Annotated in this window: 28 protein-coding genes; 19 read left to right on the top strand and 9 right to left on the bottom strand. The window is 41.3% G+C overall.

Annotation, left to right across the window (positions count from 1 at the left end):
* The first annotated feature begins 5 nt into the window (after positions 1 to 5).
* From AABS66_RS01580 to AABS66_RS01565, 4 genes are all read left to right on the top strand, one after another.
* Complete coding sequence (locus tag AABS66_RS01580; protein ID WP_206084085.1) at positions 6 to 443, top strand: VOC family protein; 438 nt, start codon at positions 6 to 8, stop codon at positions 441 to 443.
* Between the two features lie 114 nt (positions 444 to 557).
* Positions 558 to 986 carry a universal stress protein gene (locus AABS66_RS01575; protein ID WP_206084086.1) on the top strand — a complete coding sequence of 143 codons (429 nt, stop codon included), beginning with the start codon at positions 558 to 560 and terminating at the stop codon, positions 984 to 986.
* 128 nt (positions 987 to 1,114) lie between these two features.
* Positions 1,115 to 1,450: a hypothetical protein gene (locus tag AABS66_RS01570; protein WP_206084087.1), complete on the top strand. Its 336-nt coding sequence runs from the start codon at positions 1,115 to 1,117 to the stop codon at positions 1,448 to 1,450.
* A gap of 169 nt (positions 1,451 to 1,619) precedes the next feature.
* Positions 1,620 to 2,057, top strand: coding sequence for a universal stress protein (locus AABS66_RS01565; RefSeq protein ID WP_206084088.1), 438 nt, complete (start codon positions 1,620 to 1,622; stop codon positions 2,055 to 2,057).
* A gap of 53 nt (positions 2,058 to 2,110) precedes the next feature.
* Here AABS66_RS01565 and AABS66_RS01560 read toward each other — a convergent pair whose 3' ends face one another.
* Positions 2,111 to 2,404: a DUF5339 family protein gene (locus AABS66_RS01560; protein ID WP_225818277.1), complete on the bottom strand. Its 294-nt coding sequence runs from the start codon at positions 2,402 to 2,404 to the stop codon at positions 2,111 to 2,113.
* Positions 2,405 to 2,643: 239 nt separating this feature from the next.
* Between AABS66_RS01560 and AABS66_RS01555 the strand changes: the two genes are divergently transcribed.
* Entirely contained in the window at positions 2,644 to 3,045 is a 402-nt protein-coding gene (locus AABS66_RS01555; RefSeq protein ID WP_206084090.1) for a hypothetical protein, read from the top strand.
* Between the two features lie 8 nt (positions 3,046 to 3,053).
* Here the strand turns inward: AABS66_RS01555 and AABS66_RS01550 are convergent, their stop codons facing one another.
* Entirely contained in the window at positions 3,054 to 3,683 is a 630-nt protein-coding gene (locus AABS66_RS01550; RefSeq protein ID WP_206084091.1) for a TetR/AcrR family transcriptional regulator, read from the bottom strand.
* Between the two features lie 198 nt (positions 3,684 to 3,881).
* On the opposite strand from AABS66_RS01550, the gene AABS66_RS01545 reads away from it, so the two are divergent.
* The 4 genes from AABS66_RS01545 (at position 3,882) to phoH (ending at position 7,681) form a co-directional block, all read left to right on the top strand.
* Positions 3,882 to 4,694, top strand: a complete 813-nt coding sequence (locus tag AABS66_RS01545) for a threonine/serine ThrE exporter family protein (protein ID WP_430224466.1) — start codon at positions 3,882 to 3,884, stop codon at positions 4,692 to 4,694.
* The gene (locus AABS66_RS01540) at positions 4,685 to 5,155 is read left to right on the top strand and encodes a threonine/serine exporter (protein ID WP_206084092.1); all 471 of its coding nucleotides are present in this window, start codon (positions 4,685 to 4,687) and stop codon (positions 5,153 to 5,155) included. The genes AABS66_RS01545 and AABS66_RS01540 overlap by 10 nt, the downstream gene beginning before the upstream one ends.
* 291 nt (positions 5,156 to 5,446) lie before the next feature.
* Complete coding sequence (locus AABS66_RS01535; RefSeq protein WP_375084308.1) at positions 5,447 to 6,418, top strand: endonuclease; 972 nt, start codon at positions 5,447 to 5,449, stop codon at positions 6,416 to 6,418.
* 477 nt (positions 6,419 to 6,895) lie between these two features.
* Entirely contained in the window at positions 6,896 to 7,681 is a 786-nt protein-coding gene (phoH, locus tag AABS66_RS01530) for a phosphate starvation-inducible protein PhoH (protein ID WP_206084094.1), read from the top strand.
* Between the two features lie 76 nt (positions 7,682 to 7,757).
* On the opposite strand, the gene zinT is transcribed toward phoH, so the two are convergent.
* From zinT to AABS66_RS01505, 5 genes are all read right to left on the bottom strand, one after another.
* A complete protein-coding gene (gene zinT, locus AABS66_RS01525; RefSeq protein WP_430224465.1) occupies positions 7,758 to 8,417 on the bottom strand; it encodes a metal-binding protein ZinT in 660 nt (219 codons plus the stop codon).
* 181 nt (positions 8,418 to 8,598) lie between these two features.
* Positions 8,599 to 9,444, bottom strand: a complete 846-nt coding sequence (locus AABS66_RS01520; RefSeq protein WP_430224464.1) for a siderophore-interacting protein — start codon at positions 9,442 to 9,444, stop codon at positions 8,599 to 8,601.
* A gap of 151 nt (positions 9,445 to 9,595) precedes the next feature.
* Positions 9,596 to 9,775, bottom strand: coding sequence for a DUF2474 domain-containing protein (locus AABS66_RS01515; RefSeq protein WP_206084097.1), 180 nt, complete (start codon positions 9,773 to 9,775; stop codon positions 9,596 to 9,598).
* The gene (cydB, locus tag AABS66_RS01510; protein WP_206084098.1) at positions 9,732 to 10,742 is read right to left on the bottom strand and encodes a cytochrome d ubiquinol oxidase subunit II; all 1,011 of its coding nucleotides are present in this window, start codon (positions 10,740 to 10,742) and stop codon (positions 9,732 to 9,734) included. Before cydB ends, AABS66_RS01515 begins: the two co-directional genes overlap by 44 nt.
* Positions 10,732 to 12,069: a cytochrome ubiquinol oxidase subunit I gene (locus AABS66_RS01505; protein ID WP_206084099.1), complete on the bottom strand. Its 1,338-nt coding sequence runs from the start codon at positions 12,067 to 12,069 to the stop codon at positions 10,732 to 10,734. The genes cydB and AABS66_RS01505 overlap by 11 nt, the downstream gene beginning before the upstream one ends.
* 244 nt (positions 12,070 to 12,313) lie before the next feature.
* On the opposite strand from AABS66_RS01505, the gene AABS66_RS01500 reads away from it, so the two are divergent.
* Complete coding sequence (locus tag AABS66_RS01500; protein WP_430224463.1) at positions 12,314 to 13,738, top strand: PLP-dependent aminotransferase family protein; 1,425 nt, start codon at positions 12,314 to 12,316, stop codon at positions 13,736 to 13,738.
* A 96-nt stretch (positions 13,739 to 13,834) separates the two neighbouring features.
* Positions 13,835 to 14,401, top strand: coding sequence for a HutD/Ves family protein (locus AABS66_RS01495; RefSeq protein ID WP_206084101.1), 567 nt, complete (start codon positions 13,835 to 13,837; stop codon positions 14,399 to 14,401).
* Here AABS66_RS01495 and AABS66_RS01490 read toward each other — a convergent pair.
* Complete coding sequence (locus AABS66_RS01490; RefSeq protein WP_206084102.1) at positions 14,398 to 15,009, bottom strand: LysE family translocator; 612 nt, start codon at positions 15,007 to 15,009, stop codon at positions 14,398 to 14,400. The genes AABS66_RS01495 and AABS66_RS01490 overlap by 4 nt on opposite strands.
* Positions 15,010 to 15,173: 164 nt before the next feature.
* On the opposite strand from AABS66_RS01490, the gene AABS66_RS01485 reads away from it, so the two are divergent.
* The gene (locus AABS66_RS01485) at positions 15,174 to 15,641 is read left to right on the top strand and encodes an Lrp/AsnC family transcriptional regulator (RefSeq protein ID WP_225818287.1); all 468 of its coding nucleotides are present in this window, start codon (positions 15,174 to 15,176) and stop codon (positions 15,639 to 15,641) included.
* 3 nt (positions 15,642 to 15,644) lie between these two features.
* On the opposite strand, the gene AABS66_RS01480 is transcribed toward AABS66_RS01485, so the two are convergent.
* Positions 15,645 to 16,187, bottom strand: coding sequence for an RNA 2'-phosphotransferase (locus AABS66_RS01480; RefSeq protein ID WP_272680864.1), 543 nt, complete (start codon positions 16,185 to 16,187; stop codon positions 15,645 to 15,647).
* 748 nt (positions 16,188 to 16,935) lie between these two features.
* Between AABS66_RS01480 and AABS66_RS01475 the strand changes: the two genes are divergently transcribed.
* The 7 genes from AABS66_RS01475 to AABS66_RS01445 all read left to right on the top strand — a co-directional run bounded on the left by AABS66_RS01475 (position 16,936) and on the right by AABS66_RS01445 (position 26,650).
* Positions 16,936 to 18,300, top strand: coding sequence for a radical SAM protein (locus AABS66_RS01475; protein WP_430224462.1), 1,365 nt, complete (start codon positions 16,936 to 16,938; stop codon positions 18,298 to 18,300).
* Positions 18,290 to 18,973: a TorD/DmsD family molecular chaperone gene (locus AABS66_RS01470; RefSeq protein WP_206084105.1), complete on the top strand. Its 684-nt coding sequence runs from the start codon at positions 18,290 to 18,292 to the stop codon at positions 18,971 to 18,973. The genes AABS66_RS01475 and AABS66_RS01470 overlap by 11 nt, the downstream gene beginning before the upstream one ends.
* A gap of 29 nt (positions 18,974 to 19,002) precedes the next feature.
* Positions 19,003 to 21,585 carry a molybdopterin-dependent oxidoreductase gene (locus AABS66_RS01465; protein WP_430224461.1) on the top strand — a complete coding sequence of 861 codons (2,583 nt, stop codon included), beginning with the start codon at positions 19,003 to 19,005 and terminating at the stop codon, positions 21,583 to 21,585.
* 13 nt (positions 21,586 to 21,598) lie between these two features.
* A complete protein-coding gene (locus AABS66_RS01460) occupies positions 21,599 to 22,141 on the top strand; it encodes a DMSO/selenate family reductase complex B subunit (RefSeq protein ID WP_206084107.1) in 543 nt (180 codons plus the stop codon).
* An 11-nt stretch (positions 22,142 to 22,152) separates the two neighbouring features.
* Complete coding sequence (locus AABS66_RS01455) at positions 22,153 to 22,998, top strand: dimethyl sulfoxide reductase anchor subunit family protein (protein ID WP_206084108.1); 846 nt, start codon at positions 22,153 to 22,155, stop codon at positions 22,996 to 22,998.
* A gap of 370 nt (positions 22,999 to 23,368) precedes the next feature.
* The gene (locus tag AABS66_RS01450; RefSeq protein WP_206084109.1) at positions 23,369 to 25,492 is read left to right on the top strand and encodes a TonB-dependent receptor family protein; all 2,124 of its coding nucleotides are present in this window, start codon (positions 23,369 to 23,371) and stop codon (positions 25,490 to 25,492) included.
* An 18-nt stretch (positions 25,493 to 25,510) separates the two neighbouring features.
* The gene (locus tag AABS66_RS01445; protein ID WP_206084110.1) at positions 25,511 to 26,650 is read left to right on the top strand and encodes an ABC transporter substrate-binding protein; all 1,140 of its coding nucleotides are present in this window, start codon (positions 25,511 to 25,513) and stop codon (positions 26,648 to 26,650) included.
* The last annotated feature ends 46 nt before the right edge of the window (positions 26,651 to 26,696 follow it).

Below are 26,696 nucleotides of genomic sequence, written 5' to 3'. Positions count from 1 at the left end.
ACACCATGTTAGATTTACACGATAGCTCGGATGTATTGTTTATTGCTGGATTTGGCCCAGTTGTAGCGGATTTCGAAAAAAGTCAGCATTTTTATTTAGATGTTTTAGGGCTGCCATTGAAACCGATAGAAAATGGTAGCGAATATTTGATCTGTGAGCCTGAACATCTTGATGGTGTTAAACATTTTGCACTTTGGCCTTTAAATCAAGCTGCGCAATCGTGTTTTAACAAAGACCAATGGCCTGCAGATATTCCTATTCCACAAAGTTGGATGGAATTTGAAGTTTCAGATATTGAAAAAGTGACTCAGACTTGCCAAGAACACGGTTATCAATTGTTGGTTAATAACCAAATGGAGCCATGGGGACAAACTGTCACCCGTTTATTAAGCCCAGAAGGCATGTTAGTAGGTTTAACAATCACTCCATGGTTACGGGAATAGTGTTTGAATTTGTCGCTAGAGATCTCATTTATCTTTATGAATAAGAGACATTTATAAGTAATTGTTTATAATTTTGTTGTAGAGCTTAATTTTAACATTTATTTAGGAGGGGTTATGTATAAAACGATTCTGGTCCCTATTGATTTAACTGAAGACGAATTAACCAGTAAAGCGGTTCGCCATGCGGTTAATCTAGCAAAACAGTCCGGCGCGAAAATTCACCTAATTCATGTCTTGCCTATTTCCTCTGCAATTATCAACGCATACGCGTTAGGTTATATGGAAATAAAAGATCGTGCGACGGTAAAAGCGGAAGAAGACATGAAAATGTTGATGGATTCGATTGATTTACCTCATGAAGATGTGAGTTACACTATTACCTTTGGTTCCCCACGTGATGAGGTTATTAATACAGCCAAAGATATTGAAGCCGATATCATTGTGGTTGGTTCTCGCCGTCCTAATATTACGACTCACCTGTTAGGTTCAACAGCAGCGGGTATTGTCCGCTACGCAGAAACATCCGTACTTGTTGTTCGTTAATGAATAAGAAAAGAGCCTACACTATGTTGTAGGCTCTTTTTTATTTATATTGATTAAGTTATGGGCTTAATTGTGCTTAATTTTATATTTAATCAGTTTAGCTAATAATAAGGTTTCACTAAGTTTATATGGAAAAATTTTCGAAAGAATTACTGCGTATTGAGCATTTTGTTCTCAGGGTAATACGCTTTTATTTATTGGCTCTTTTGGTTTTTTTTCTTGGATTATTGCCTGGTATTATTGGTTTTTATTTTATTGAAGGGCATTCCATTGTTGAATCGATGCTAAATGCACTATCAATGCTGAGTGGCCAAGCTATTGAGCCAGCCCCTATAACCCAAGGCGGTCGTTTTTTTATTGCGATTTATGGCTTATTTTTACAAAGCGTTTTTATTATTAGTATTGGGCTGATTGTAACCCCGTTTATTCATCGTCTTTTGCATAAATGGCATTTAGAGGAATAAACTTTTTGCAGTAAAAAGTAGGGAGCTTCACAGCTTTTTAAGTATAGCGATACTATACTTTTAAAGGCTTAATGATAATTATTCACCCGCAATACCGAATAATCAAATCGTGAAAATGAACAACAATACGGTTTGAAAATGGATAAACACAATTAATAAGGGGCATCGTATGTATAAAACAATTTTGGTTCCTGTGGACATATCTGAAGATGTTTTAACAGATAATGCATTGAAACATGCGGTCTATTTGGCGAAAATTTCGAATGCAACAATTCACTTATTTCACTCTGTTCCTGATGTTTCAAGATTTTCGATGAGCTATAGTTATCACTATGATTTATTGTCTTCATTTGCAAAAAAAGCTGTGGAACGTTCGGAAGAACAGCTCAAAGAAATTATTGAAAAAATCGATTATCCTTCAGATAAAATTACTTATAAGGTGGAGTTTGGTTCTCCAAGGGACAAAGTTTTAGCGGAAGCTGAAACTATTGATGCTGATTTAATTGTTATTGGCTCTAGAAACCCAAGCATTTCAACACATTTATTAGGTTCGAATGCATCTGGTATTGTTTCTTATGCGAAAATATCGGTGCTTGTCGTTCGCTAAAATAAAAAACAGCCTGGTTTCAGGCTGTTTTTTTAGAATATATGGAAGATGGATTATTTTGTTTTAACCGCTTCTTTGGCTTGCTCAATTGCTTTTAGTGCCTGGCTACAAGCTTGCTCTTGAGCATCATCAGGGTAACTAGCGAGGGCTTTTTTCGCCTCTTCTAACTGAGATTTCATCAGTGCAATTTGCTCTCCCGCATTGGCTTCATCTTTATATTGTTCTTCAGCTTGTTTAACAAGTTCGTTCATTTCTTTAAAGTAGGTATCACATGTTGCACCTGCATTCGCATTAAAGGCAACAACAGCCATAAATAACCCACATGCAATCGGAAGAGTTTTTTTCATCGTATTTTCACTTTCAAAAGTCACAATAATATCAGGATAACATTCCATTTTAAAAAACGCATCACTCAACTTTTATTAATATTTTAAGTGATAATAATTTTAGACATATTGAGATTATTCCTGCACAACAAGTTATAGAATAGCATATTTTGCAAAATACAAATGATAATCATTATTGACTGGTCTTAAATAAAAAGTGTACACTCTAGTACACTTTGATGACATACAGTGAGATTATTATGCAGAATAAAATTATGGTGGACACAAACAGTTGGCCTGTTTGTATTATGAACGCCTTCCCATCCACAATGGATGAAACACGTTTATGGCTAGAGGAAATGGACTTATTATTAGCACGAAGGGCACAGTTTACCTTAGTATATCCGCCAACAGCACCAAAAGATAAACCATCAGCAGAGGATATCGAAAGCATGAAATATGTACGTCGTTGGCTAAAGCATGCTAAAGAACCTATGGAACAACATTGTCGTGCGATGGTAGTGACATTGCAGCCCGATGGGAGTGATAAAGAAGAAAAAGAACGCCTAGCGCCGATGCTATCTGCATTGTATGGCCCAGAGGTGTTATTGGCGAAGGATATTTATACAGCGAAAATACAAGCTCAAGCTCTTTTAGCTTGATGGAAAGGTTAAGCGCTTATTTTTCGAATATAGCTAGCGATGATATCAACAGAAAGTACAATTTGTTGGTTGATAAATTCATCGCTGGGTTTGAAGTTTTCAACACAAAATGTCGTGATGAATACATCCGCTTTGATCATTTCCAAAAATCGTGATGAAATAGGTAATAATGTTTTTTCATCGACAGTCACTTCAGGTAATTCAAGGAGTTTTTGGGTCAGTAAACGGTAGCTTTTTACAGGGCCTTGTTCGAAAAATGCTTGGCTGATTTCAGGAAAACGGTTGTACTCTCCAAGGATCAATCGGTATAAGCTAATGGATTGTGGTTTAAGTACACTGATCAAGAACTGTGAGCCATAAAAAGCCAGTACAGATTCAATGGTAGTAAAATGTGGTACTTTTTCGTTTGGTTCTGAGAAAATTTCATCAATCATATCAGCAATAACTGCAGCAAATAATCCTTCTTTATCCCCAAAGTTTTTATAGAGTGTAGAGCGAGATCCGCCAGCACGTTCAATCACCATGTCCAAAGTTGCTCCCTCAAAACCATATTGTAGGAATACCTCAGCTGCCGCTGTAATAATCGCTTGATGGCGGCGTCTGCCTTTTGGTGTTTTGGCTGCAAGGGCGTTATTCATGAATGATTGATCCTATCATTTTGTTTGAATAATGAAATAAAGTAGCAATTTTGCCAAAAAAGTTTAAACCATAGGCTCTGAATCACAGATTTACCTGAAAGAGATCATGATTTAAGCTGATAGTTGGCTTTATGATATTTGTAAAGACTAACATGTTTAAGTGAATTTCTGAATGCTTGTCATAATCTTGGGGGCGCAATGGCGGGATGTATGTTAAATGGGCACAGTTTAACAGAGGGAGATTCTGTTGAAATGCAACGGGAAATCACTCGGCTATGCATCGAATGCGGCTTATTATTGTTGCAACATGGTGCTGAGAGCATGTTAGTGGAACAATTGACAACGCGATTAGGCATTGCACTTGGTGCTAGTCAAGTGGACAGTGCTATTTCGTCTAACTCTTTAGTTTTAACGACAATTATTGATGGCCGCTGTTTAACCTCAACACGACGAATTATTGACCGTGGTATTAATATGCATGTGGTGACAGAAGTACAACATGCCGTAATATTAGTTGAACATCATTTATTAGACAGAAAACAGTTACAAAAGAAACTGTCTTCTATAAAACCATTACGTTACCCACGTTGGTTGATGGTGCTAATGGTTGCGTTGTCCTGTGCATGCTTTAGTAAACTCAATGGCGGTGGTTGGGAAAGTGCTTTAATTACATTCTTAGCCAGTGGTTGTGCAATGTATATTAGGCAGGTTTTAACCTCTCACCAAATGAACCCGTTGATCAATTTTTGCATTACTGCCTTTGTTGCTACCTCAGTTTCAGGGCTATTACTCAAAATTCCTTATCTGACGGTGACAGAAACCATTTCGATGGCAGCGAGTGTCTTGTTGCTTGTACCAGGCTTCCCGTTGATTAATGCGGTTGCAGACATGTTTAAAGGGCATGTGAATACAGGTTTAGCACGCTGGACAATGGCAAGTTTACTCACACTCGCAACCTGTATTGGTGTGGTACTAGCCATGACTATCTGGAATTTAAAAGAATGGGCATAGAATTTCTATTAGTGTTAATCGAAAAAATGGTGTTGGCCGCTATTCCTGCCGTTGGCTTTGCCATGGTGTTTAATGTCCCTGTGCGGGCACTTAAATACTGTGCTTTGCTCGGTGCGATTGGCTATGGGTTTAGAATGATATTGATGGCGCTAGGGCTACAAATTGAATGGGCCAGTTTTCTCGCCGCGATTTTAATTGGCATCATTGGTATCCAATGGTCCCGCTGGTGGTTAGCCCATCCAAAAGTATTTACGGTTGCTGCGGTGATCCCTATGTTTCCTGGTATTAGTGCCTATGTGGCGATGATCTCTGTGGTGAAGCTTTCCCAATTTGGTTATAGCCCTGAGTTAATTGAGGTTTTAGTGACAAACTTCTTAAAAGCTTCTTTTATTGTGGGGGCATTATCCATCGGCATTTCATTGCCTGGGCTGTGGCTATACCGTAAACGCCCAAGTGTGTGATATTCAATAAAGCTAAGGGATGTTTTTGCTCTGAAGCAGGCTATCGCTTGGCGTTATTAATGATAAAAAACACCGATAATAACTAACATGAACTATTAAATTTGCAGAAAATCCGAAGGTGTAATTATTCAATAAAAATAGGCAATCGCTGATACCATAAATGTTTTTATTTGATTAGAATGTACGATATTTTCTATATGCATTAGAGTGTTAGAAATAACACTAACGTATTTATATTAATTTTTCGCTTATATTCTGATTAGTGGTGTTATTTTGAAACAATCCAGTTTTTTGTCTTTCTTCCGTTTTATTCTGTCTTTCTTTCTATTTTTACCATTTTCCTTTTCTTTTGCAGCACCTAGCTCATTCACCCAAGCGAAAGTGCTCAGCAAAACTCAAGTCTATTCCGATCAAAGTCAACAAGGGGAAGGAACGATTTACTGTGGCTGTCAGTGGGAGTGGGTAGGCAAAAGTGGTGGGCAAGTGGATTTAATCTCTTGTGGCTATCAGGTACGCAAACAGCAAAGCCGTGCCGAACGTATAGAGTGGGAACATATTGTGCCTGCATGGGTATTCGGTCATCAGCGCCAATGTTGGCAGAATGGTGGGCGGAAAAATTGTGTTTCGACAGACCCTGTTTTTGCTCGTATGGAAGCTGATTTGCATAACCTGGCGCCTTCCATTGGTGAGGTAAATGGAGATAGAAGCAATTTTAGTTTCGGTCAATTATCCCCAAATACCCCGTATCCATATGGAATGTGTCGTAGCCGTGTCGATTTTAAACAAAAAGTCTTTGAGCCCCGCGATGAGGTGAAAGGGCAGGTTGCTCGTGTCTATTTTTATATGCATGACCGTTATAATTTATCCATGTCACGTCAGCAACAGCAACTCTTGATGGCATGGGATAAAAAATTCCCACCAAACCTGTGGGAACGTACCCGTGATGAACGTATTGCTAAAGTAATGGGGCACCATAATCCATTTGTGACAGGGCAAAAACAGTGGAGCTTAAACCATAAAAATGGGGGGGAAGGTGTGAAGATTTTTCCATCTTCAACTGTAATATTGCCTAAACAGTCTGAAAAACAAACTAACTTAGCAATTTCAGCTGAAATTAAAGGTAATAAAAATTCCAAAAAGTATCATTTCTCCCATTGTTCTGGTTTTAAGACATTATCAGATAAAAATGCAATCATGTTTTCTAACGAAAATGCGGCCCAAGAAGCGGGTTATCACCTGGCTGGTAACTGCAAGCCACGTTAATGGTCATTTAAACGCCAATAACGAATTGATTATTGGCGTTTTTTTTAGTGAAAGTTTGATGTGACAAATAAAACACAAAAATGTGTTAAAAAAATGTTGCCTTCTGAAAAAAATTAGCGCTATATTTAGGGAAAGTAAAAACTGCAATAAAAACAGCGCCTCATTGAGTCACAAAAAATATTGCAGTTTGTCATATTAGTGTCATACAGATTCATTAGTTTAACGGTATCGCTGTCACAGGAGAAACTAATGGGAAGTCAGTATTTATTAATACGAACACAAGACCGGTTAGCCTCCATCATGAAATTGTCATGGTGAGATGACTAACCGGTTTTTTTATGGCCCGTTAAAAAGAAAGAGGATTGAACCACATTACACCGTTTTATCGTTAACTAAGAGCTTGAAGGGAGCTCCTCTCTGTTCTGAATAGTTAGTCATCTGAAATTGACATCACTGATACCTGGAAGGGTTAATACTATGAGTAGACAGAAAGCTGCAACAAAAGCACGTCGTGAAATGAAACGCTCATCACGTAAAGAACGTTCTGGTCGGTTTGACATGAATAACGTTGCGTCCTTCGCTGAACTGACAGGCATTGAGCCTATTGGTATGGCAAAGGAACGTCGTGATGGCTCACCAATCCTGCCACGAAATGAAGCTCAGAAGCTCTATATTAATTCGATTAAACACAAACAGTTAATTTTTGCCAATGGCGAAGCAGGCTGTGGTAAAACCTTCATCAGTACCGCGCTGGCCGCAGATGCCTTATTTAATAAAGATATCAGCAAGATCATTGTGACAAGGCCTGTTCTTCAGGCGGAAGAAGACCTTGGTTTTTTACCTGGGGATATGTCTGAGAAATTTGCCCCCTATTTTCGCCCTGTATACGATGTTCTAGCCAAAAGGTTAGGGAGTTCATTTCTACAATATTGCTTGCGTCCTGAAATTGCGAAAGTTGAAATCGCGCCATTTGCGTATATGCGTGGTCGAACTTTTGAAAATGCCATTGTGATTTTAGATGAGGCGCAAAATGTCACTGTCACCCAAATGAAGATGTTTTTAACGCGTTTGGGGGAAAACGTCACGGTTATTGTTAACGGGGATGTGACTCAGTGCGACTTACCTGATGGGGTGCAGTCTGGTCTTGCGGATGCGTTACAACGTTTCAGCAGTGATGAAATGGTCTCGATGGTGAACTTTACCATTGATGATTGTGTGAGATCTCAATTGTGCCATAAAGCGCTATTAGCCTATAACGACTAATTCATTTGCCTTAAGAGTGATGAAAATATGCCCCATAAGTGATTACTGGGGCATATTTTTTATTAGTCACTGATGATTAATGGTACAGCATTTCGTGGACGATTTGCTCATCGGTTAATGAATAAGGGTAATAGGTTGGCCAATTGTCTAATTGTCCCAGGAGTTTTTCTTGTGATTCATTCCCCATATATAAGTGGAAATGGCCTGACGTTTGCGGCTCGATAATATGGTCGCTAAATTGAATGTATTTTGGCGCTTTGGATTTAGCATCTTGGCACTCAAACAGGTAGCGAACGCCTTTTTTGCCCGAAGTATAATGTAAAATTTTATAGCCTGAATACGCATATTGACAGCTATTGACGACACCGTTTTGGGTAAATTCAATCACATTATTTTCGATGCCAATACTGTCAACATCTGTGGCGTAGCCTTTTTTATAGTAAGCGCGGTATTCTTCAACGGTTTTATCTTTATTTTTCTGTGCGTTGCTTTCTAAAACAGCATCTAACTTACCATTTAATAATAATGGATTTACTGACTCCCATACGCCTTGCCAATCGCTTAACGAGCGGTCTTTGACATCTGAATCTTCAAAGATGCCTTTTGAGGCTTGAAGGGCTTTTTCCGATTGCGGATGTGCATGGCTATGTGAACCGTGTGCGATAGCAGAAAAACTGCTAATGGCAAAAACTGCGCTAAGCGCTGTATTTAATAATGTGTGTTTATGCACTGTCATTTCCTATTTTGATAATGTTCAAATTTATTATGTTATAACATAACATTTACCGCAATAAAAAAATGCGCAAGATAGCGTGATACGATGCAAGTAAACTCAAAAAAGTGGGCAGGAAACAGGTAGGGAAACGCTTATCAGCGATAATGCAACTGATAAGCGTTGAGGGTAATTTAAAACTTAATTAATCGTCAGGGTTATCCATTACAGCATGGCGTTCATGGTGATAACCTTCTTCATCATAGCCGTGGCGCCAGTATGGAATAGCATAGATATCATCACGGCCAAACCCTTTTTCACGACGAATAAAACGGCGTAAATCACGAATTATTTGGTCTTCACCCGCGATCCAAAATGCACAATCTGTGGCAGGAATATCCCACGATTTAAATGTGCTAATTAATTCAGCAGTTTTGCTGATATCTCCACAAATCCAAATGATTTCAACTTGAGCAGGTTTTTTAAGTGGGCGTACATCCGCTGGGTTATCCATGCGTAGTACCACCTTTCCTTGGGCATCTGCTGGCATTTTTTCTAATAATGCGGCAATGGCAGGCAGTGAACTGGAGTCCCCCGCCATAAAATAGTGTTTTCGACTTGGTAGTAGTGGGTCTGGACCACCAGGATTGGTGATCCCCATCCAATGACCAGGTTTGGCATCGCGGGCAAATAAATAGGCAGGCCCTGTCGCACCGTCATGCATGGCAAATTCAATATCGATTTCACTGACATCAGGGCGAATCGCTCTAACGGTATAGGTGCGCACAAATGGGCGAGGTTTATCTTCAGGCCAGCTACGGCCTTCTTTACTAAGGATAGGCAGAGCGGGTTGGCTGGTTAAGTCAGGGGCTAAAAAGATTTTTAAGTGCCCACCTTCGCTATTGGTTGGGTAGTCTGCAAGCTTTTCACCCGTAAAAGTGATGCTGCGAATGGAGGGGCTGACATCAGTAATGGATTTAACTTGAATAAGCTGCGGTGGCGCCGGGCGATAGATATTTTTTTCAACGGATTGTTCAGTAGCCACGGACATTCTCCTTCATTAATGATAATTTTATTATTTGGTAACTATTATCATTATCATATCACGTATATTAATTATATAACTATCTATATTCACCCCATTTGTTTCACATAAAACAATAAAAAGTGCCTTAGGTATTAACATAAGGCACTTAAGTTATCTACTTCACTTTCATCCCTGCGGCGGTCATCATCAATTTAAACACGGAAGAGAAAGCAAACAGTGCTAATACACTTCCTAGCCAAATTAGTGCCATCCAACCGAGTTTTTTCCACCAAGGGGAGGTTACGGCGGTATCAATGGTAGCCTTGGTCTGGGGTAATTTTTCCTCTGAAGACATAGTAACTCCAATAGGTATAAACCAAAATAACAGGAATAATGAATAACGCGCCCACTAACATAAAGCCTAAACTTTCAGAGGGGCCCGCGGCGTCACGGAAGCTAATTGCTGGTGGGATTAATGTTGGCCAGATACTGATCCCCAGACCTGTAAAGCCGAGGAATATCAACATCAAGGCAGATAAGAATGGAACGCTATCATGCTGCTGGCGCTTTGCACTTTTTAAGATTAGCCATGTACAACCCAGAACCAGTAATGGAACAGGCAAGAAGAAGAACAGATTGGGCAGTGTGAACCAGCGATCAAAAATGGCTTGATTAAGCATCGGTGTCCATAAGCTGATAACCGCTATCACTGCAACCATTAATAAGGTCAATGGGCGCAGAATACGGTACATGGTACGGCGTAGATGCCCTTCGGTTTTCATGATTAGCCAGCCACAAGCTAGTAAAGCATAAGCAACAACTAAGCCAAAACCACAAAACAGTGGGAAGGGGGCAAACCAATCAAAGTAGCCGCCCATAAAGGTACGGTTTTCCACGTGGAAGCCTTGGATAAAAGCACCCACGACGACGCCTTGAACAAATGTCGCGAAAATAGAGCCCCAAATGAACGCGTGATCCCAATGGCGACGGTGAGATTCATCCGCTCTAAAGCGAAATTCAAATGCCACACCACGGAAAATCAAGGCTAACAGCATAAAAGTTAGCGGTATGGATAACGCATCTAACACAATGGCGTAGGCAAGCGGGAATGCACCAAATAAAGCAGCACCGCCGAGCACAAGCCACGTCTCGTTACCATCCCAAACGGGGGCAACGCTGTTCATCATTAAGTCACGGTCTTGGCTATCTTTTAGGGCGGGATAGAGAATACCGATACCCAAATCGAAGCCATCCATCACGATATACATCAACATACTAAATACGATGATGACAAACCAAATGAGAGGTAAATCAATGCCCATGAGCTGCGTCCTCCGCGATACCTTTACGAATTAATTTCATCATGTACATGTAGCCGATACCGAATACGCCACCATAAACCACAAAGAAGGCGATTAAACTGATGCTCATGTGCATTTCACCGTGGGCACTGACGGCATCTGAGGTGCGCTGCAAACCGTACACCACCCAAGGTTGGCGACCAATTTCCGTCGTAAACCAGCCCGCTAAGATAGCAATCAAGCCAGAGGGTGCCATGACGAACATAAATCGCAGGAATGTTTTGGACTCATACAGGTTTTTACGATAACGAAGCCATAAGCCCCAAACCCCTGCGGCTATCATTAATAAGCCTAAACCGACCATTACACGGAACGACCAAAACACCATGAATACATTTGGTCGGTCTTCTGGTGCGTATTCTTTTAATGCAGGCACTTGTTTATCAATGCTGTGAGTTAAAATTAGGCTCGCAAGGTACGGAATTTCGATGGCATATTCGGTTTTTTCTTTCTCTTGGTTTGGAATACCAAACAAAATAAGCGGTGTGGCTTCACCAGGTTTATTTTCCCAGTGGCCTTCCATTGCAGCAACTTTAACAGGTTGATGTTTCAGTGTATTTAAGCCGTGCGCATCACCAATTAACGCTTGGACAGGTGCTAAAACTAAAATCAACCACAACGACATGGAGAACATCTTCTTCATTGCGCTGGATTTATTGCCTTTGAGTAAATGCCATGCCGCAGATGCACCAATAAAGAATGCCGCAGCAAGGAATGCAGCCGTCGTCATGTGCAATAAACGATATGGGAAAGAAGGGTTGAAGATCACCGCTAACCAATCAACGGGGACGATACGGCCATCGATGATTTCGAAACCTTGTGGTGTTTGCATAAAACTGTTAGATGCCAAAATCCAGAATGTGGAAATAATGGTACCTAGCGCGACCATGCAGGTAGCAAAAAAGTGCAGTTTTTCACCGACACGGTTCATGCCAAACAACATGACACCGAGGAAACCCGCTTCAAGAAAGAAGGCGGTTAACACTTCATATGTGAGTAACGGGCCTGTGATCCCACCTGCAAAGTCTGAAAAGAAACTCCAGTTAGTACCGAATTGGTATGCCATCACCAATCCTGATACCACGCCCATTCCGAAGTTAACCGCAAAAACTTTTGTCCAAAAATGGAACAGTTTTATATAGTCTTCGTCACGTGTTTTTAGCCATAAGCCTTGTAGCACCGCAAGAAAGCTTGCGAGCCCAATAGTAATGGCCGGAAAAATAATATGGAACGAGACCGTAAACGCAAATTGTATACGGGCAAGCTCCAGCGCAGTTAGTCCAAACATATTGACCCCTGAGTGGATATGTTAATGGCACGCTGCATTTAAAGCCTTGGTGATCACAATCGAGGTGCTTATCCCTAGCAAAATAAATTGCTCACACCGGAATGCTAAGTATCGCAATCCGACTAAAAATGTTTTGTGCTTATAGTTAAAAAAGTCAGGTGAATGTGTGGATAAGTAGAACATGAGACGATAAACTATAATAGTAACAATTATCGGGATATTAACTATAACAGTTGAGGCGGCTATGACGAGATATGAACAGTTAGCAGCGCAAATTCGTCAACAAATTGAAGACAATATTTGGCAAGTTGGTGACAGATTACCTTCACTGAGGGAAAGTGTTAAGCAATCAGGTCTCAGTTTAATGACCGTGGTGCAAGCATATCAATTACTTGAAAGCCAAGGTTGGATCGCCGCACGTCCACAATCTGGATACTATGTGGCCAACCGAAATAACGCCTTTGCAGCGGCAAAAGGGGGAAAAGGGCTCCACTTAAATGAGAATGTAGAAATTAACGCTTCAATATTTGGGGTATTACAAGCTTGTAAGGATCCCGATATTATCCCATTTGGCTCTGCTTTTCCAGAACCTGCGTTATTGGATGACCCTAAACTTGCTAAATCATTGGCATCCGTCGCGAGGCGTTTATCCAAATTTAATACACCCGCTAACTTACCGCCAGGAAATGAGCAATTACGTCGTAATATTGCCCAGCGTTATGCGACACAAGGTATCCATGTCGCTCCAGATGAAATTGTGATTACTGCAGGTGCGATGGAATCGCTGGTGTTAAGTTTGCAGTCAGTGACCCAACCTGGAGATTGGGTCGTTATTGAATCTCCCGCATTTTATGGGTCATTGCAGGCGATTGAACGGTTAAAACTCAAAGCGATCGCGATTAAAACTGACCCTTTATTTGGTATCGATCTTGATGCATTAGAGGACATTGCCGACAAATACCCGATTAAAGCTTGTTGGTTGATGACGCATTATCAAAACCCATTGGGTGGCACAATGCCGCAAGCCAATAAAAAGCGGTTGGTGGATATTTTAAATAAACACCAAATTGCATTAATTGAAGATGATGTTTATGGTGAATTGTATTTTGGCAACAAACAACCCATTCCTGCCAAAGCGTTAGATACTAAAGGGCACTTTTTCCACTGTTCATCATTTTCCAAATGTTTGGCTCCTGGGTATCGTGTGGGGTGGGTGGCTGCGGGGCATCATGCAACCAAAATCCAGCATTTGCAGATGATGAGTACGGTGTCAGCAAGTGTTCCCACACAGCTCGCTATTGCTGAGTACCTCTCTTTAGGGGGGTACGACAGTCACTTACGTAAATTGCGAGTCACCATGGAACAACGACAGCATCAGATGCTAGGGGCAATAGCGAAGTATATGCCGTCCTCGGTAAAAGTGAATATGCCTAAAGGTGGTTACTTTTTATGGTTAGAATTTGAGCCGCCGTTTAATGCAATTCGCTTATATCAATTAGCATTAAAAGAAGGTATCAGCATTGCACCTGGCAGTATGTTTTCGACCAGTGATCAGTTTAACCATGCATTTCGCTTAAATGCCTCTTTTACATGGACTGAGCGTATTGAAGAGGCGATGAAAACATTAGGTCGATTATGTCACCAATTAATTAAAGAGAAGCGCGATTAGTCACATTATCGTTGTAAATTCATTGCCTTGAAAGATTAACTTTGCGACTCTAAGTACACATCTAAAACAGTGAATGACAACGTTTTGGGAGGTAATGTGAAAATTAAATGTTTTGATATCACTGATTTGCCACATCTCAAATGGAATGATGGAGGAGGGGCCAGCCAAGAAGTTTTTTGCTGGCCCGTGGCTTCAGATTATTCATTACGTGCAAGCATCGCGACGATTAATCAAGATAGCTACCTTAAACGCTACGCTGAAGGTGAAAGGTTAGTTATTTTGCTCAATAACCAAGAAATAACATTAACCGATAATAAAAATTTTACGCAGCGGTTGAGCCAGGTTGGTGAGCATGCTCAATTTTCAGCTCAGCAATATGCGGCGATCAATGTGAGCCAGCCGAATACACAGCTATTGAATTTTATTTTCCGCGCGGATCGCTGGGTGGTAAAAAGCGCTTTAGTGACTGAGACGTGTAAACTGCCGAACAATCAAGCTGGTCTAGTTTTTGTACGACGTGGCGAATGGGCTGTGTCTGGCGGGAGCTGTAACCGAATGGTGGTTGGTCAAGGCGGTTGGTGGTTGCCGGATATCGGCGAGGGTGAAGTGACCCCCCTTAATGCCAATAGCCAGCTGATTTATATTGAACTATTACCACGTTAACTTGCCGCTAATCCTATAGCTGCAAAGGTTAACAAGCCACCTGCAACGCCTTCTGTAATGCGGCGTTTATTGTCGTTATAACCTTGTTTTTTATGCATGGAAGCAAACAACATCCCAATAACGCCATAAATCACCACACAAGACACAATAAAAGTGGCAGAAAGGATTAGCGATTGAATCGCAACACTTTCGCTCAACTGAATAAAATTAGGTAAGATTGCAAAATACACCAGTAAGCCTTTAGGGTTTAAAAAACTGGTTAAAAATGCCTTACCAATCACCGCTTTATTCGATACTTTTTGTATTTTGACTTCATTGGCTTTCATTGCAGACATGATCATCCGAGCAGCGAGGTATGCTACATAGGCAACACCAACCCATTTTATTGTATGAAACACCATTGGTGAGGTTGCAACAATTGCAGCAAGGCCAAGTGCCGCCAGTATCGCATGGGTTACATAACCTAAAATAATCCCTAAATTAGCCTTCCAAGCGGCACTTGGCCCACCTGAAAGCCCCTGTGCTGAAATAAATAAAATATCAGGGCCTGGTGTGCAAATCAGTGGGATCACTGTAGCACTGAATAATGCTAATGTGTGTAACTCCATAGAATGACCTCTTTGATTTTATTGTTGATGAGGCAACTGGCCAGCTGCGTAAAAATTATAACGACAATGCAGTAGTATAGGGTTGTTTTATTGCTTGAAAATAATAATAAATTAGCATTGAATATCAATAAATATTAATAAGTGAGCTTTAGGTTTCAATAAAAATGAATATGATAAAACTCGATGCCATTGATAGACGTATTTTACAGGTGCTACAGCGTGATGGAAAAATACAGAATGTTGAGCTGGCTAAAGAGGTTGGGCTTTCCCCGTCTCCTTGTTTGCGTCGTGTAAAATTGCTCGAAGAGGCGGGAGTGATAAAACGTTATGTGGCGGTACTTGATGGCGCTAAAATAGGCGCGGGGTTGTCGTTATTTGCGCGCATTTGGTTTAAAACACAGGATGCTAAGACCATTAATCAGTTTGTTGAGGATATTAAACAGATGCCTGAAGTGGTGGAATGCCATCTGATGGCGGGTGAGTGTGATGCATTAATCCGCATTGTCACTCAAGACCTTGCTTCATATCGCCGTTTTCATGCGGATCATTTAACACAAATAAACAGTATCCAAAGTATTAAGACCGAAGTCCCCATGGAAACGGTTAAGGTCACATATGCGTTGCCACTTTAGCTATTACGGTTGGATAAATTTGGCGGGAACATGTTCAGTTAACCAAACGTGGTTATCTGATAAGTAAAATAGATAACCTGATTCCACCATTTTTTGGGCTTCAATTACCAAAACGATGGGCTTGCCGTGCCGTGCTCCTACATTGGTTGCCGTCTCTGTGTTGTCCGACAAATGCACATGATGACGATTACCCGCTAATAACCCTTGTTGTCTAATTGAATCGACAAAACGTATTGCGGTTCCATGATAAAGAAACTCTGGGGGTGTTTGCGAAAGGTGATTGAGATTAACTTGTTGAGTTGAATGGCCTTGCGCGGCGCGGATCATGGTATGTTCAGTATTGAAGGTGAACCTTTTTTTATTATTATTTTCAACTATATACTCTAATATTTCACGGGTGAGCTTTTTCCCGTGGCGGTTGGCTTGTAATAATAAATCATCAACACTAACCCAACCATCTTGATCGAGAGTGAGTGCAATGGCTTCAGGTTTGTGGCGTAAAACGTAGCTTAAAAATTTACTAAATTGAATTGTTTTGTCTTGCATATACTGCCTGTTAATAATATTTATTTCCTTTAAGTTTAATTTAATTAATGACTAAGCGTGATTAATCGATGAAATCATAACGAAACCATACAATAAAAACGATGTAAATAATCCTAAAGTATTTTTTATGTTGAAAAATAATTCATGGTGAAAATTATTTTTTCTAATCAATTAAAGACCTGTATCTGATTATTGAGATAACGGTGGCTCAAATTAATTAAAAATATTTTCGATTAAATTTAAGCGTAGGATTAAAAATAAAATAGGTGGCATTAATGAGAGTGATTATCTATTAGTTTGAAATTTAATGTTACATTTTGAAAAGGAATCATTCATTTTAAATATTAGACTAAATATTATTTTTCTTGATGTTTTTAACACTATTTTTATTTGATGTATAAATTGTTATATAACCATTCGTAATGGGATTATGTGATGGTTTGTTGTAATGCTTTGAGTATATAAGATTTTTTATAATTGATAACTGAGGGGAAGTACACTGAAATAGAAATTTTTGTTGATCCTGCGCAATTTCATTTTGCTTTAATTATTTATACTGGGTTTATTAATATAGCAAATGATAGATAATTTTAATTTGTAGTTAAAATAAAACTAATCTCACCAAAGATTCAGTGCATACATCTGTTGTTCAGCTATCAATATCAGTCAAATAATTAGGCGATCACTGCCTACTATATTTTATCACAACATAGCTAATAAAACGGTATCCCTTATTAAAGGTAATTTAATGATCTATCCGATAACAGATAGCACTCTGTCCACACTCAAAAATGATAAATTTTCACGCTATGCTATGCGCTATTTAGTGATTGAGAAAAAGACGCAATCTGCTATTTCAGCGTATGGTTTAGATTTTGAAATTCCTTTTTCACAGCAAACTGAAATTCAACAACTGAAAAATGAGCTGAAAACATTAGGGGCAATCTTTGCGAATAATGGCAAAAGTATTCATTGCGGGTGGCTTTCTAGCGCTTGTGTACAGTGCCGAACGGGGGAAGGGAGCCACACGACATTTTTGTCGTTAAAATGTCACCGTGATTGCTATTTCTGCTTTAATCCTAATCAAGAAAATTATGAAGGTTTTCAACGGGAGATGCGCGATGCAATAGGCGAGGTAGACGCTATTGCAGAGCAAAACTATCCATTATCCCACATCGCACTAACGGGCGGGGAACCGCTGTTATTTCGTGAAGAAAGCATTCAATTCTTTCAACGTGTACAGCAAAAGTTACCGCAAGTTCATACCCGTTTATATACCGCAGGTGACCCGCTAGACCGCACTACGGCCCTTTCATTAGCGAAGGCAGGCCTGCAAGAGGTGCGTTTTAGCATCAAAATTGATGATTCAAAAGAACGCATTGAAAAAGTTTTACGCCGTATCGCCTTAGCCCGCGAAATTTTCCCTACAGTGATGGTGGAAATGCCCGTGATCCCCAATACTGAAGAGCAAATGTATCAGCTGCTGATACAGTTAGATGATATTGGAATTGATGGTATCAATTTATTAGAGTTCTGCTTTCCCCTGACTAATAGCCATGAATACAAATCCCGCAATTTTAACCTAAAAAACCCACCCTATGAGGTGTATTACAACTATTGGTATGCAGGAGGGCTTGCGGTTGCTGATAGCGAGCTAGCTTGCTTACGTGTACTAAAATTTGCGCTAGAAAAGCGTTTATCTCTCGGCGTGCATTATTGCTCTTTAGAGAATAAACATACGGGGCAGGTGTACCAAAATAACGCATTTTTTCAGCATGATGAGCAGGTGATGGGCCCATATTATTTTTTCTCTACAAAGGATTATTTTTTCAAAAGTGCCAAGGTGTTTGGCGATGACTGCGAGAAAGCGGCTCATTATTTAAAACAAGCCAATGTGCCTTTTCAACATGAATTGCTTCACGGTTTTTTGCAATTCAACCCTGAATCGATTCTGTATCTACAGACGCTAGCAAATCTCCCTATCGCACTCACTTCTCATATTGTTGAGCCAGATGAAAATGGCGATCCATTGATTAAAGAAGTGCGTATTGAATTAACCACACCCACTGAATTTTTATTGACCGACATACAGGGAGGTTCCTGTGAAAAATGAAAACCCCATTTTAGATTTTTTGTATGGGAGGCAGTTTGCTTATGACGTATTGCGTCGCTTACTCATGGAAGAGCCAACGCCTGAATTACTGCAATATTTGTGTGAAGGGGGATTGGCGCTATTCCCTTGTGAAGACCATTTGCCAGTGATGGCTGATGCGGTTAGTGCAATGGAAATAGACTTACAAGCACGCAGCTTACAAGCGGGTACAGATGGCTTTGAGGATTTACATTGGGACTTCACACGCTTATTTATTGGGCCAGATGCGCCTGCAGCAGCACCATGGGAGTCCACTTATGTCTCACGAGACAAACTGTTATTCCAAGAAAACACCCTTGCAGTGAAATCCTTCTATCAAAAATATGGATTTGAATTAGGACAGAAAGAATTCGAAGCTGCGGATCATATTGGCTATGAGCTGGATTTTATGTGGAACCTCAGCCAGAAAATTGTTGAGCTTACCGATTTAGAACCTGAGCTCACTGACGAATCAAAAGCGTTATTGCAGGTATCGTCTTTATTCTTAAGTGACCACCTATTGGCGTTTATTACTCCATTTTGCCGTGACCTGCATAACCATGCGAACACCCCATTTTACCGCCAATTGAGTGCACTGTTAGAACCCTTTTTGCGAAATGATCAAAATAAAATCAATGAATTAGTCAATTTATAATAATAAAACGAAAGGAAGAGGTAAGAGCAATGTCAGAAAGACAGAAAATAGCCTTAAGTCGTCGTTCATTTCTAGCATGGACTTCGGCAGCATCGGTAATGGCCACATTACCGTTGAGTAAACGGCTTTACGCATCCACACCAGAAGAAGAAAAAGCGATTGTACAAGCGACGGATACTATCACCAAAGGAAAATGGAAGCCCGTTGCGTGCTGGCATAACTGTGGCGGGCGTTGTGTGAATAAAGCGCTGGTGGTAGATGGTGTGGTAGTGAGGCAAAAAACGGATGATGTGGTTGCTGACTCCCCCGATTTTCCACAGCAACGAGGCTGTTTGCGTGGGCGTTCTCAGCGTAAGCAGGTTTTTGGTGCTGATCGCTTAAAATACCCAATGAAACGTAAAGGCTGGGCACCAGGTGGCGGTGATAAAAGCTTGCGTGGACGTGACCAATGGGTGCGTATCAGTTGGGATGAAGCCCTTGATATTGTCGCCTCAGAATCGAAACGTATTAAAGAAAAATATGGCAAGGAATCGATTTGGATCACGGGTGGAAACGGTGTTGATATCCAAAATGTGTACGCCAAAGCAGGTGGTTTTGTTGGGGATTGGGGAACTACCTCATGGGGCGCTTGGTTTGAAACGCCTGCTCACCTCGGTTTATTGGAAGGCTTTTATACTTTTGGTACCAATGACCGCTTTGATATGCGCAACTCGCAGCTCATTGTTATGTGGGGGGCGAATCCTGCATGGAGTAGCCCTGGAAGCCCAACCTATAACTATTATCAAGCTAAAAAAGCAGGTGCACGTTTTATCAGCATCGACCCAAGCTATACCACGACGGCTGAACTAATGGATGCGGATTGGTATCCCATCAACCCTGGCACCGACCATGCACTTGCATTGGGTATCATGTATGCACTGTTAGAAATGGATAGTCCAGAAAACCCATTAATTGATTGGGAATTTTTACGCCGTTGTACTGTGGGCTTTGATGAAAAAAACATGCCCTCAGGTGCAGATCCAAAAGGTAATTTTAAAGATTATTTATTAGGCACTTATTCAGGTGAACCAAAAACCCCTGAGTGGGCAGCAAATATTTGTGGGTTATCAGTGACAGATATTCGAACATTAGCCCGTGAAATCGGGGGTACAAACCGCGTTGCTTTACTGACGGGCTGGGCACCTGCACGTATCCATAATGGAGAGGGCTGGGTTCAAGCATTCTCAACATTGGGCTTTATGACGGGACATATGGGGCGCCCAGGGCGTATGACGGGGGTGAGTTGTCATTTTGCTGCGGGAAATAACGGCACACGCTTAGTGATGGCAGGCGCAAGTGGTTTACCATCCATCCCCAACCCTGTGAGTTTGAAAATCAACCATAATGAACTCAATCGTGCATTGCTGGAGAAAAAATTCCGCCAGCGCGGAGTGGGAGATGTGGATGCGAATATTCAAATGATCATTCACCCATTCAATGCGACATTGCAGACGCGTGCAAATATTACTCAAAGTATTGAAGCCTATCGAAAAGATGTCGAACTCGTGGTAACAGCAGCTTATGTGCCACATACCTGTGCAAAATACTCTGATATCGTCTTGCCTGTTACCACAGAATGGGAGCGCGAAGGGACGATTTTAAACCCAAGTAACCGTGAAGTTATTATTGCCGCCGTGAATGTGACCCCGCCACTTTATGAGGCAAAAAGTGATCAATGGATTGCCAAAGAACTGGGCAAACGCCTTGGGATCAATGTGGATGAAGTCTTCCCTGTTTCAGAAAAACAACAGTTTTTCAATAAACTTAATGGGGCAACCATTATCGGGGAAGATGGTCAGACTAAAGAGCCTCTGCTCACGATTACCCAAGCAGATATCGATGAATGGCAAGTCACAGGGAAACCACAGCAAGGTCGTTTAACGTTAAATGAGTTCCTAACTGTTGGTAAATATCAAGTGCAGCGCACGCAAGAAGATAATTACGGTTACATTGCTTACGAAGATTTTATTCGTGACCCGCAAGCGAATCCTCGCCCAACACCGAGTGGTAAGTTTGAAATTTATTGCCAAACATTGGTGGAAAAAGCCGATGAATGTGGTTGGACGAAATTACCGCCAATTCCTGAATATATTCCTTCAGCTAGCGGTTATGAGGCGAGTTTTAAAGACTTTGCCAAAAAAGAGAAAGGGGATTATCCATTCCAAATTTATAACCCACACTATTTACGTCGTTCACACAGTACGTTAGATAATGTGCCGTGGCTACGTGAGCAGTGGCCAAGTCCGATCTATATCAATGCCTCTGATGCTAAACGTTTAGGAATTAAGCATGGCGAAACGGTATTGGTTAGCAGCCCTCACGGAAAAATTGTCCGCCCAGCGCTAGTCACGCAAACCATGAAACCAGGGGTAGTTGCATTACCTCATGGTAGCTGGACGGATGTGGATGAAAAAACAGGGATAGATATGGCTGGTGCAGATAATACGCTGACGATCCAAGTCCCAACAGGGTTAGGAACATCAGGGTGGAATACCATGTTATGTAACATCGAAAAATGGGATGGTGACCAGTTAGTCCCTGATGTTGCAATTCCACAGCGTATTATTTTTTAAGGGGCAATGAATAATGGATAAACAAGTCGGATTTTATATCAATGTTGCCACCTGTATTGGTTGTAAAACCTGTGTTGTGGCATGTAAAGATAAAAATGACCTTGAGGTTGGGCGTAATTTTCGCCGTGTGTACGATATCGAAGTGGGTGAATATCCCCGCCCACATCGTTGGCATTTATCTATTGCGTGTAATCATTGTGATGACCCGCAATGTGTTAGCCACTGTCCAACAACGGCTATGCACAAACGTGAAGAAGATGGCGTTGTTTTGGTTGACCACGATAAATGTGTCGGTTGCCGTTATTGTACATGGGCTTGCCCGTATGAAGCCCCACAATTTGATGCCAGCATCGGCATGATGACTAAGTGTGATACCTGTATTGATTTACGCGAGCAGGGGGGGAACCCAATGTGTGTCGATTCTTGCCCAATGCGTGCAATAGAGTTTGGCTTGATAAGCGAACTGCGCAAAAAATACGGGACCAATGCGGATATTGATGGCCTGCCAAGTTCAAGCATCACCAAACCCAACCTTGTTGTTGGCACGAAAGGATAAGGAGAATTATCATGCATGAATTTCCATTGGTGATTTTCACCTTATTTATGCAAGCATCAGTAGGCTGCTTGGTTGTTTCGTTGCTGTGCTATTGTCGTATCCTTGAAGGAAATGAAAAAAAGCAACTTATTAAAAAGCCCGTAGTTGCGAGTTTTGTTTTAGGGTGCGTAGGGTTATTGGGCTCATTGTTTCATATGGGTAATCCATTACACATGTTTTACACCATGGTCCATGTTTCTAGTTCTTGGATGAGCCGTGAAGTATGGGCAACCGCGATTTACATGGCATTGTTATTTTTGAGCACAGCCTTGTTATTACTCAAAAATAAAGCGAATAGTGCATTATTAGTTCTCAGCGCTATCGCGGGCTTGGTGTATATGTATGCCATGTCGGCGCTGTACGCAAACACGCTCTTTAACTTGTGGGGTGGTTTATTTACTTACGCCAGTTTCTTTGGGGCAGTGTTATTGGTTGGCGGTGTGATTGCGGCTTCATTGCTAGTGGGTGGCCTGCGTTCTTTGGGTAAAGAGGATCAACTTAAGCGAGTGGTAAAAGCTTCATTAGGTGTGGGTGTAGTGGGGATATTATTGATGTTACTCGGTGCATTGTCATTACTGAGCAATATCGGTGAGCCAATTTATATGGGCATGACCCCGCGTGAATTGCCTGAAGGATTACTTAGCCTGAGTATTGCCCGTGTGGCGTTAATCGCAGTAGGCGTTCTGTTTGTTGGTCGTTTGTTGTGCCAAAAATCAAGCCAATCAACGAATGCAACATTAGTCATGTCATTTGCTGTGTTATGTATTTTTGCTAGTGAAGCTGTGGGGCGCGTCGTATTTTTCTCTCTCGGAGGTTAATTTTAACTCTTGAGTTATTTGAAATCCGAAGGTAACCCCTTCGGATGGAGGTTGTTGACAAAGCAGGATAAAAGTGTGGTTTTTCCTGCTTTGTGTTATCAGCCGAAAATCAATAAATTGATTTTCCTAATTTATTTTCAAAACCTATCCAACCTGCAGCCAAACCTAATTGGTTTGTCAGCAGTCTGAAATCCGAAGGTAACCCCTTCGGATTTTTATTTGTCTTTTTTTTAGCCTAAAAAAAGAATAATAACTAATAATTTAATTAGTTAGATGTTTTTGTTATAAAAAAAGAGTAAATATGGTTGATTATTACTAATGATTATAATTATCATTATTGATCTTAATCTTCTTTCTTAACTCGCCTTTTATGAACTTGAAAACTCGCAAACTACTTTTGCCATTGGCAATTTCTGCTTCATTGATTTCTCACTATGCTTTTGCGGCTGATAACGCTAAAAATGACCAAATCACCGTCACGGGTAACTGGCTCGAAAATACCGAAGACAGCGAAGTGGTATTTAACCATCCCGGTGCACGAACCGTTAAAACACAGCAACAAATTAAAGAAACGGGCAGTGAAACCATTGCGGATGCACTAAAAGGTATCCCTGGTGTTCAAGTGCGTGAAAGTAATGGAACTGGGGGAAGTGATGTTTCCTTAAACGTGGGGGTGCGCGGTTTAACCTCACGTTTATCGCCACGTTCAACGATTTTGCTTGATGGGATGCCGTTGGCGGCAGCACCTTATGGTCAGCCACAACTTTCCATGTCACCACTCTCGTTAGGCAGTATTGAATCCATCGATGTTATCCGTGGTGGGGCATCTGTACGTTATGGGCCACAAAACGTAGGTGGAGTGATTAACTTTGTGACCAAGCCAATTCCAAAGGAGTTTGGTGGCGGGGTAGCGGTACAAACCCAAGGGGCGAAAACAGGTGGGTTAAAGACCTTAGTGGATGCCTCATTAGGTGGCTCTAAAGCTGATGATTCAGCGGGTGCCATGATCCTATATTCGGGTTTACACGGGCAGGGTTATCGCAAAAGTAATGATAATACGGATATTGATGATTTTATGTTGAAAACCCGTTATGCCATCACGGATAACGACGAGCTATTAGCGAATTTTCACTATTATCACGCGATGTCTGGAATGCCAGGCGGGTTAACCCAAGCTCAATATAATGCAGACCCATTCCAATCAACGCGGCCTTATGACCGTTTTGAAGGGAATCGCCAAGATATGTCATTGAAATATAAACATGAAGAAGATGACAAGCAATTCGAATTAATGACGTGGTTTAGCAAAAGCTACCGTGGTAGCTATATTGAAAGTGACCATAAAGACAAAGCCAACGAGAGACGTTTGGTTTCTTACCCGCGTCACTATACCGCGTATGCCATTGAGCCAAGTTATTCACAATTGTTTCGTTTTAATAATATGTCCCATGAAGTGACTGTGGGCTACCGTTATTTAAATGAAACCGCTGATGAAAAAGCCTATCGCTCAAATTGGTACCAAGCTGGCACACAAAACACACGCCCAAGTACCAACGACTACTACCAACACACCTCGGGCGGAACGGAAGCGCATGCGATTTACCTTGATGACACCATTGATGTCGGCAACTGGACTATCATTCCGGGTATTCGCTACGAAAACATCAATATTCACTTAAACGACAGTTTTAAAAATCAAAATCGCAGTAAGCGTTACAGTGAGCCACTTCCTGCATTGGCGGTGATTTACCATATTGATGATGAGTGGAAATTATTTGCTAATGCCAGCACTTCATTTGGGAGTTTGCAGTACTTCCAATTGAATACAAAAGGGGTTGGCAATTCACCAGCTAACGGGTTAAGTGCAGAAAAAGCCCATAACTATGAAGTGGGCACGAAATACGACAATACAGCGCTCTCTTTAGAAGCGACTTTATTCTATATCGATTTCGACGACCAGCTTCTTTATGTCGAAAATACAACTGGTTGGACTAATTTAGGCGCGACGACGCACCAAGGTGTTGAGCTAGCGGCAAGGTACAATTTAGCGGATCTCACCGATGTTCTTGATGGTGTGAGCGTGTATAGCACTTATACCTATACTAAAGCAGTCAGTAAGAAAGGGGATTTTGCTCATAAAGACTTACCGTTCTATTCACGTCAAGTGATCACCGCAGGTAGCCGTTATGAAACAGGCAATTGGGTGTGGAACCTAAATACCTATGCGCAATCAACTCAGGAATCACCAGGGACAACAAGTCATTATGTGACCGAACCAAGTGCAGATGGCCGATATGGCACAATACCTGGCTATATGGTGTGGGATGCGCGTGGGGAATACCACTTTGGTAAAAGTTTGTCTGATTTAACATTATCGGCTGGTATTAAAAACTTATTTGATCAAACCTATTTTACTCGCTCGACAGATAACAACTATGGGATCTACGTTGGGCAGCCAAGAACATACTATGTTCAAGCATCAGTGAAATTTTAGTTAAGATAAGGCAGGATAATGATAGGTCGATTTATCAATAAGTATTGCTTATTTGGGTTCTTGAGTCTGTTCAGTGCGGCGACGAGTTTCGCTGCACCTATGACAGTGACCGATATCGCGGGGCGCGAAGTTACCGTTAATGCACCTGTTTCACGGGTGATGCTGGCGGATAGCCGTGTGCTGGTGGCATTGAATATCTTGCACCCACAAAGCCCATTAAAAGGCATTATTGCGTGGGATGATGCGCTTATCAAAAAAGCGCCCGACTTAAGCGCAGCGTACAGTAAAAAGTTTCCTGAACTAAGCAAAATTCCTGTTTTCCCAAATCCTTACACAACCGACTTTAGTGTTGAAAAGGCCTTGGTCGCTCAACCTGATTTACTGATTTTTGATATCGGTTTGAAAAGCAAGTTGACGGAAAGTGGCACGCTATCTTTACTGGAAAAAAGCGGTTTACCCGTCATTTTCATCGATTTTCGGCAATACCCGCTGAAAAATACCATGCCGAGTATGGCATTATTAGGCCAAGTGTTCGGTGAACCACAACAAGCGGAGGCATTTAACCAGTTTTATCAACAAAGGTTGGATTTGATCCGCAGTAAAGTGGCAACACTTGATAAAAGCCAGCGCCCAAGTGTGTTTATTGAAAGGGCTGCAGGGATTTCAGGTGAAGATTACTGTTGCAAAACCTTTGGCAATGGCAATTTTGGTGAGTTTGTTGAAACGGCAGGGGGAAATAACCTCGGTTCACAGTGGTTCAGTATTGGAATGGGTGGTGAAATTAACGAAGAGCAGTTAATTCACAGTAATCCTGACTATTATTTAATGACCGCCGCGGATTGGGATAGCACACGTAAAGGTAGCGCTTCAGTGCCTTTAGGGTATACAGGCGATAAAGCCAAATCGCAGGCTAGGCTAATCAAGCTGATGGAACGCCCTAAATTGCGCTCATTAGCGGCATATCAAAACAAGCAGGTTTTAGCGTTATACCAGCAATATTATGACACTCCGTTTAATATTATTGCGGTGGAAGCGATAGCGAAGTTTCTTCACCCCAATTTATTTGCCGAACTTGACCCACAAGCGGATAGCGATTATCTGCACAAAACCTTCACGGCATTAGAGGGCGATGGTGTGTTCTGGGTTAAAGCACAGTAAAAACATGGCTTCTTCATTGGCCTGCTTGATTACTAAAGCAGGCCAA

Source organism: Providencia sp. SP181 (assembly GCF_050446505.1).
GTDB classification, from domain to species: Bacteria; Pseudomonadota; Gammaproteobacteria; order Enterobacterales; family Enterobacteriaceae; genus Providencia; species Providencia vermicola.
This window is presented reverse-complemented; position numbering and strand designations above follow the sequence as displayed.

What these genes read in the sequence shown, in the direction of transcription:
- AABS66_RS01580 (WP_206084085.1), top strand. Translation starts at nt 6, where the DNA reads ATGTTAGATTTACACGATAGCTCGGATGTATTGTTTATTGCTGGATTT.
- AABS66_RS01575 (WP_206084086.1), top strand. Translation starts at nt 558, where the DNA reads ATGTATAAAACGATTCTGGTCCCTATTGATTTAACTGAAGACGAATTA.
- AABS66_RS01570 (WP_206084087.1), top strand. Translation starts at nt 1,115, where the DNA reads ATGGAAAAATTTTCGAAAGAATTACTGCGTATTGAGCATTTTGTTCTC.
- AABS66_RS01565 (WP_206084088.1), top strand. Translation starts at nt 1,620, where the DNA reads ATGTATAAAACAATTTTGGTTCCTGTGGACATATCTGAAGATGTTTTA.
- AABS66_RS01560 (WP_225818277.1), bottom strand. Translation starts at nt 2,404, where the DNA reads ATGAAAAAAACTCTTCCGATTGCATGTGGGTTATTTATGGCTGTTGTT.
- AABS66_RS01555 (WP_206084090.1), top strand. Translation starts at nt 2,644, where the DNA reads ATGCAGAATAAAATTATGGTGGACACAAACAGTTGGCCTGTTTGTATT.
- AABS66_RS01550 (WP_206084091.1), bottom strand. Translation starts at nt 3,683, where the DNA reads ATGAATAACGCCCTTGCAGCCAAAACACCAAAAGGCAGACGCCGCCAT.
- AABS66_RS01545 (WP_430224466.1), top strand. Translation starts at nt 3,882, where the DNA reads ATGGCGGGATGTATGTTAAATGGGCACAGTTTAACAGAGGGAGATTCT.
- AABS66_RS01540 (WP_206084092.1), top strand. Translation starts at nt 4,685, where the DNA reads ATGGGCATAGAATTTCTATTAGTGTTAATCGAAAAAATGGTGTTGGCC.
- phoH (WP_206084094.1), top strand. Translation starts at nt 6,896, where the DNA reads ATGAGTAGACAGAAAGCTGCAACAAAAGCACGTCGTGAAATGAAACGC.
- zinT (WP_430224465.1), bottom strand. Translation starts at nt 8,417, where the DNA reads ATGACAGTGCATAAACACACATTATTAAATACAGCGCTTAGCGCAGTT.
- AABS66_RS01520 (WP_430224464.1), bottom strand. Translation starts at nt 9,444, where the DNA reads ATGTCCGTGGCTACTGAACAATCCGTTGAAAAAAATATCTATCGCCCG.
- AABS66_RS01515 (WP_206084097.1), bottom strand. Translation starts at nt 9,775, where the DNA reads ATGTCTTCAGAGGAAAAATTACCCCAGACCAAGGCTACCATTGATACC.
- cydB (WP_206084098.1), bottom strand. Translation starts at nt 10,742, where the DNA reads ATGGGCATTGATTTACCTCTCATTTGGTTTGTCATCATCGTATTTAGT.
- AABS66_RS01505 (WP_206084099.1), bottom strand. Translation starts at nt 12,069, where the DNA reads ATGTTTGGACTAACTGCGCTGGAGCTTGCCCGTATACAATTTGCGTTT.
- AABS66_RS01500 (WP_430224463.1), top strand. Translation starts at nt 12,314, where the DNA reads ATGACGAGATATGAACAGTTAGCAGCGCAAATTCGTCAACAAATTGAA.
- AABS66_RS01490 (WP_206084102.1), bottom strand. Translation starts at nt 15,009, where the DNA reads ATGGAGTTACACACATTAGCATTATTCAGTGCTACAGTGATCCCACTG.
- AABS66_RS01485 (WP_225818287.1), top strand. Translation starts at nt 15,174, where the DNA reads ATGAATATGATAAAACTCGATGCCATTGATAGACGTATTTTACAGGTG.
- AABS66_RS01480 (WP_272680864.1), bottom strand. Translation starts at nt 16,187, where the DNA reads ATGCAAGACAAAACAATTCAATTTAGTAAATTTTTAAGCTACGTTTTA.
- AABS66_RS01475 (WP_430224462.1), top strand. Translation starts at nt 16,936, where the DNA reads ATGATCTATCCGATAACAGATAGCACTCTGTCCACACTCAAAAATGAT.
- AABS66_RS01465 (WP_430224461.1), top strand. Translation starts at nt 19,003, where the DNA reads ATGTCAGAAAGACAGAAAATAGCCTTAAGTCGTCGTTCATTTCTAGCA.
- AABS66_RS01460 (WP_206084107.1), top strand. Translation starts at nt 21,599, where the DNA reads ATGGATAAACAAGTCGGATTTTATATCAATGTTGCCACCTGTATTGGT.
- AABS66_RS01455 (WP_206084108.1), top strand. Translation starts at nt 22,153, where the DNA reads ATGCATGAATTTCCATTGGTGATTTTCACCTTATTTATGCAAGCATCA.
- AABS66_RS01450 (WP_206084109.1), top strand. Translation starts at nt 23,369, where the DNA reads ATGAACTTGAAAACTCGCAAACTACTTTTGCCATTGGCAATTTCTGCT.
- AABS66_RS01445 (WP_206084110.1), top strand. Translation starts at nt 25,511, where the DNA reads ATGATAGGTCGATTTATCAATAAGTATTGCTTATTTGGGTTCTTGAGT.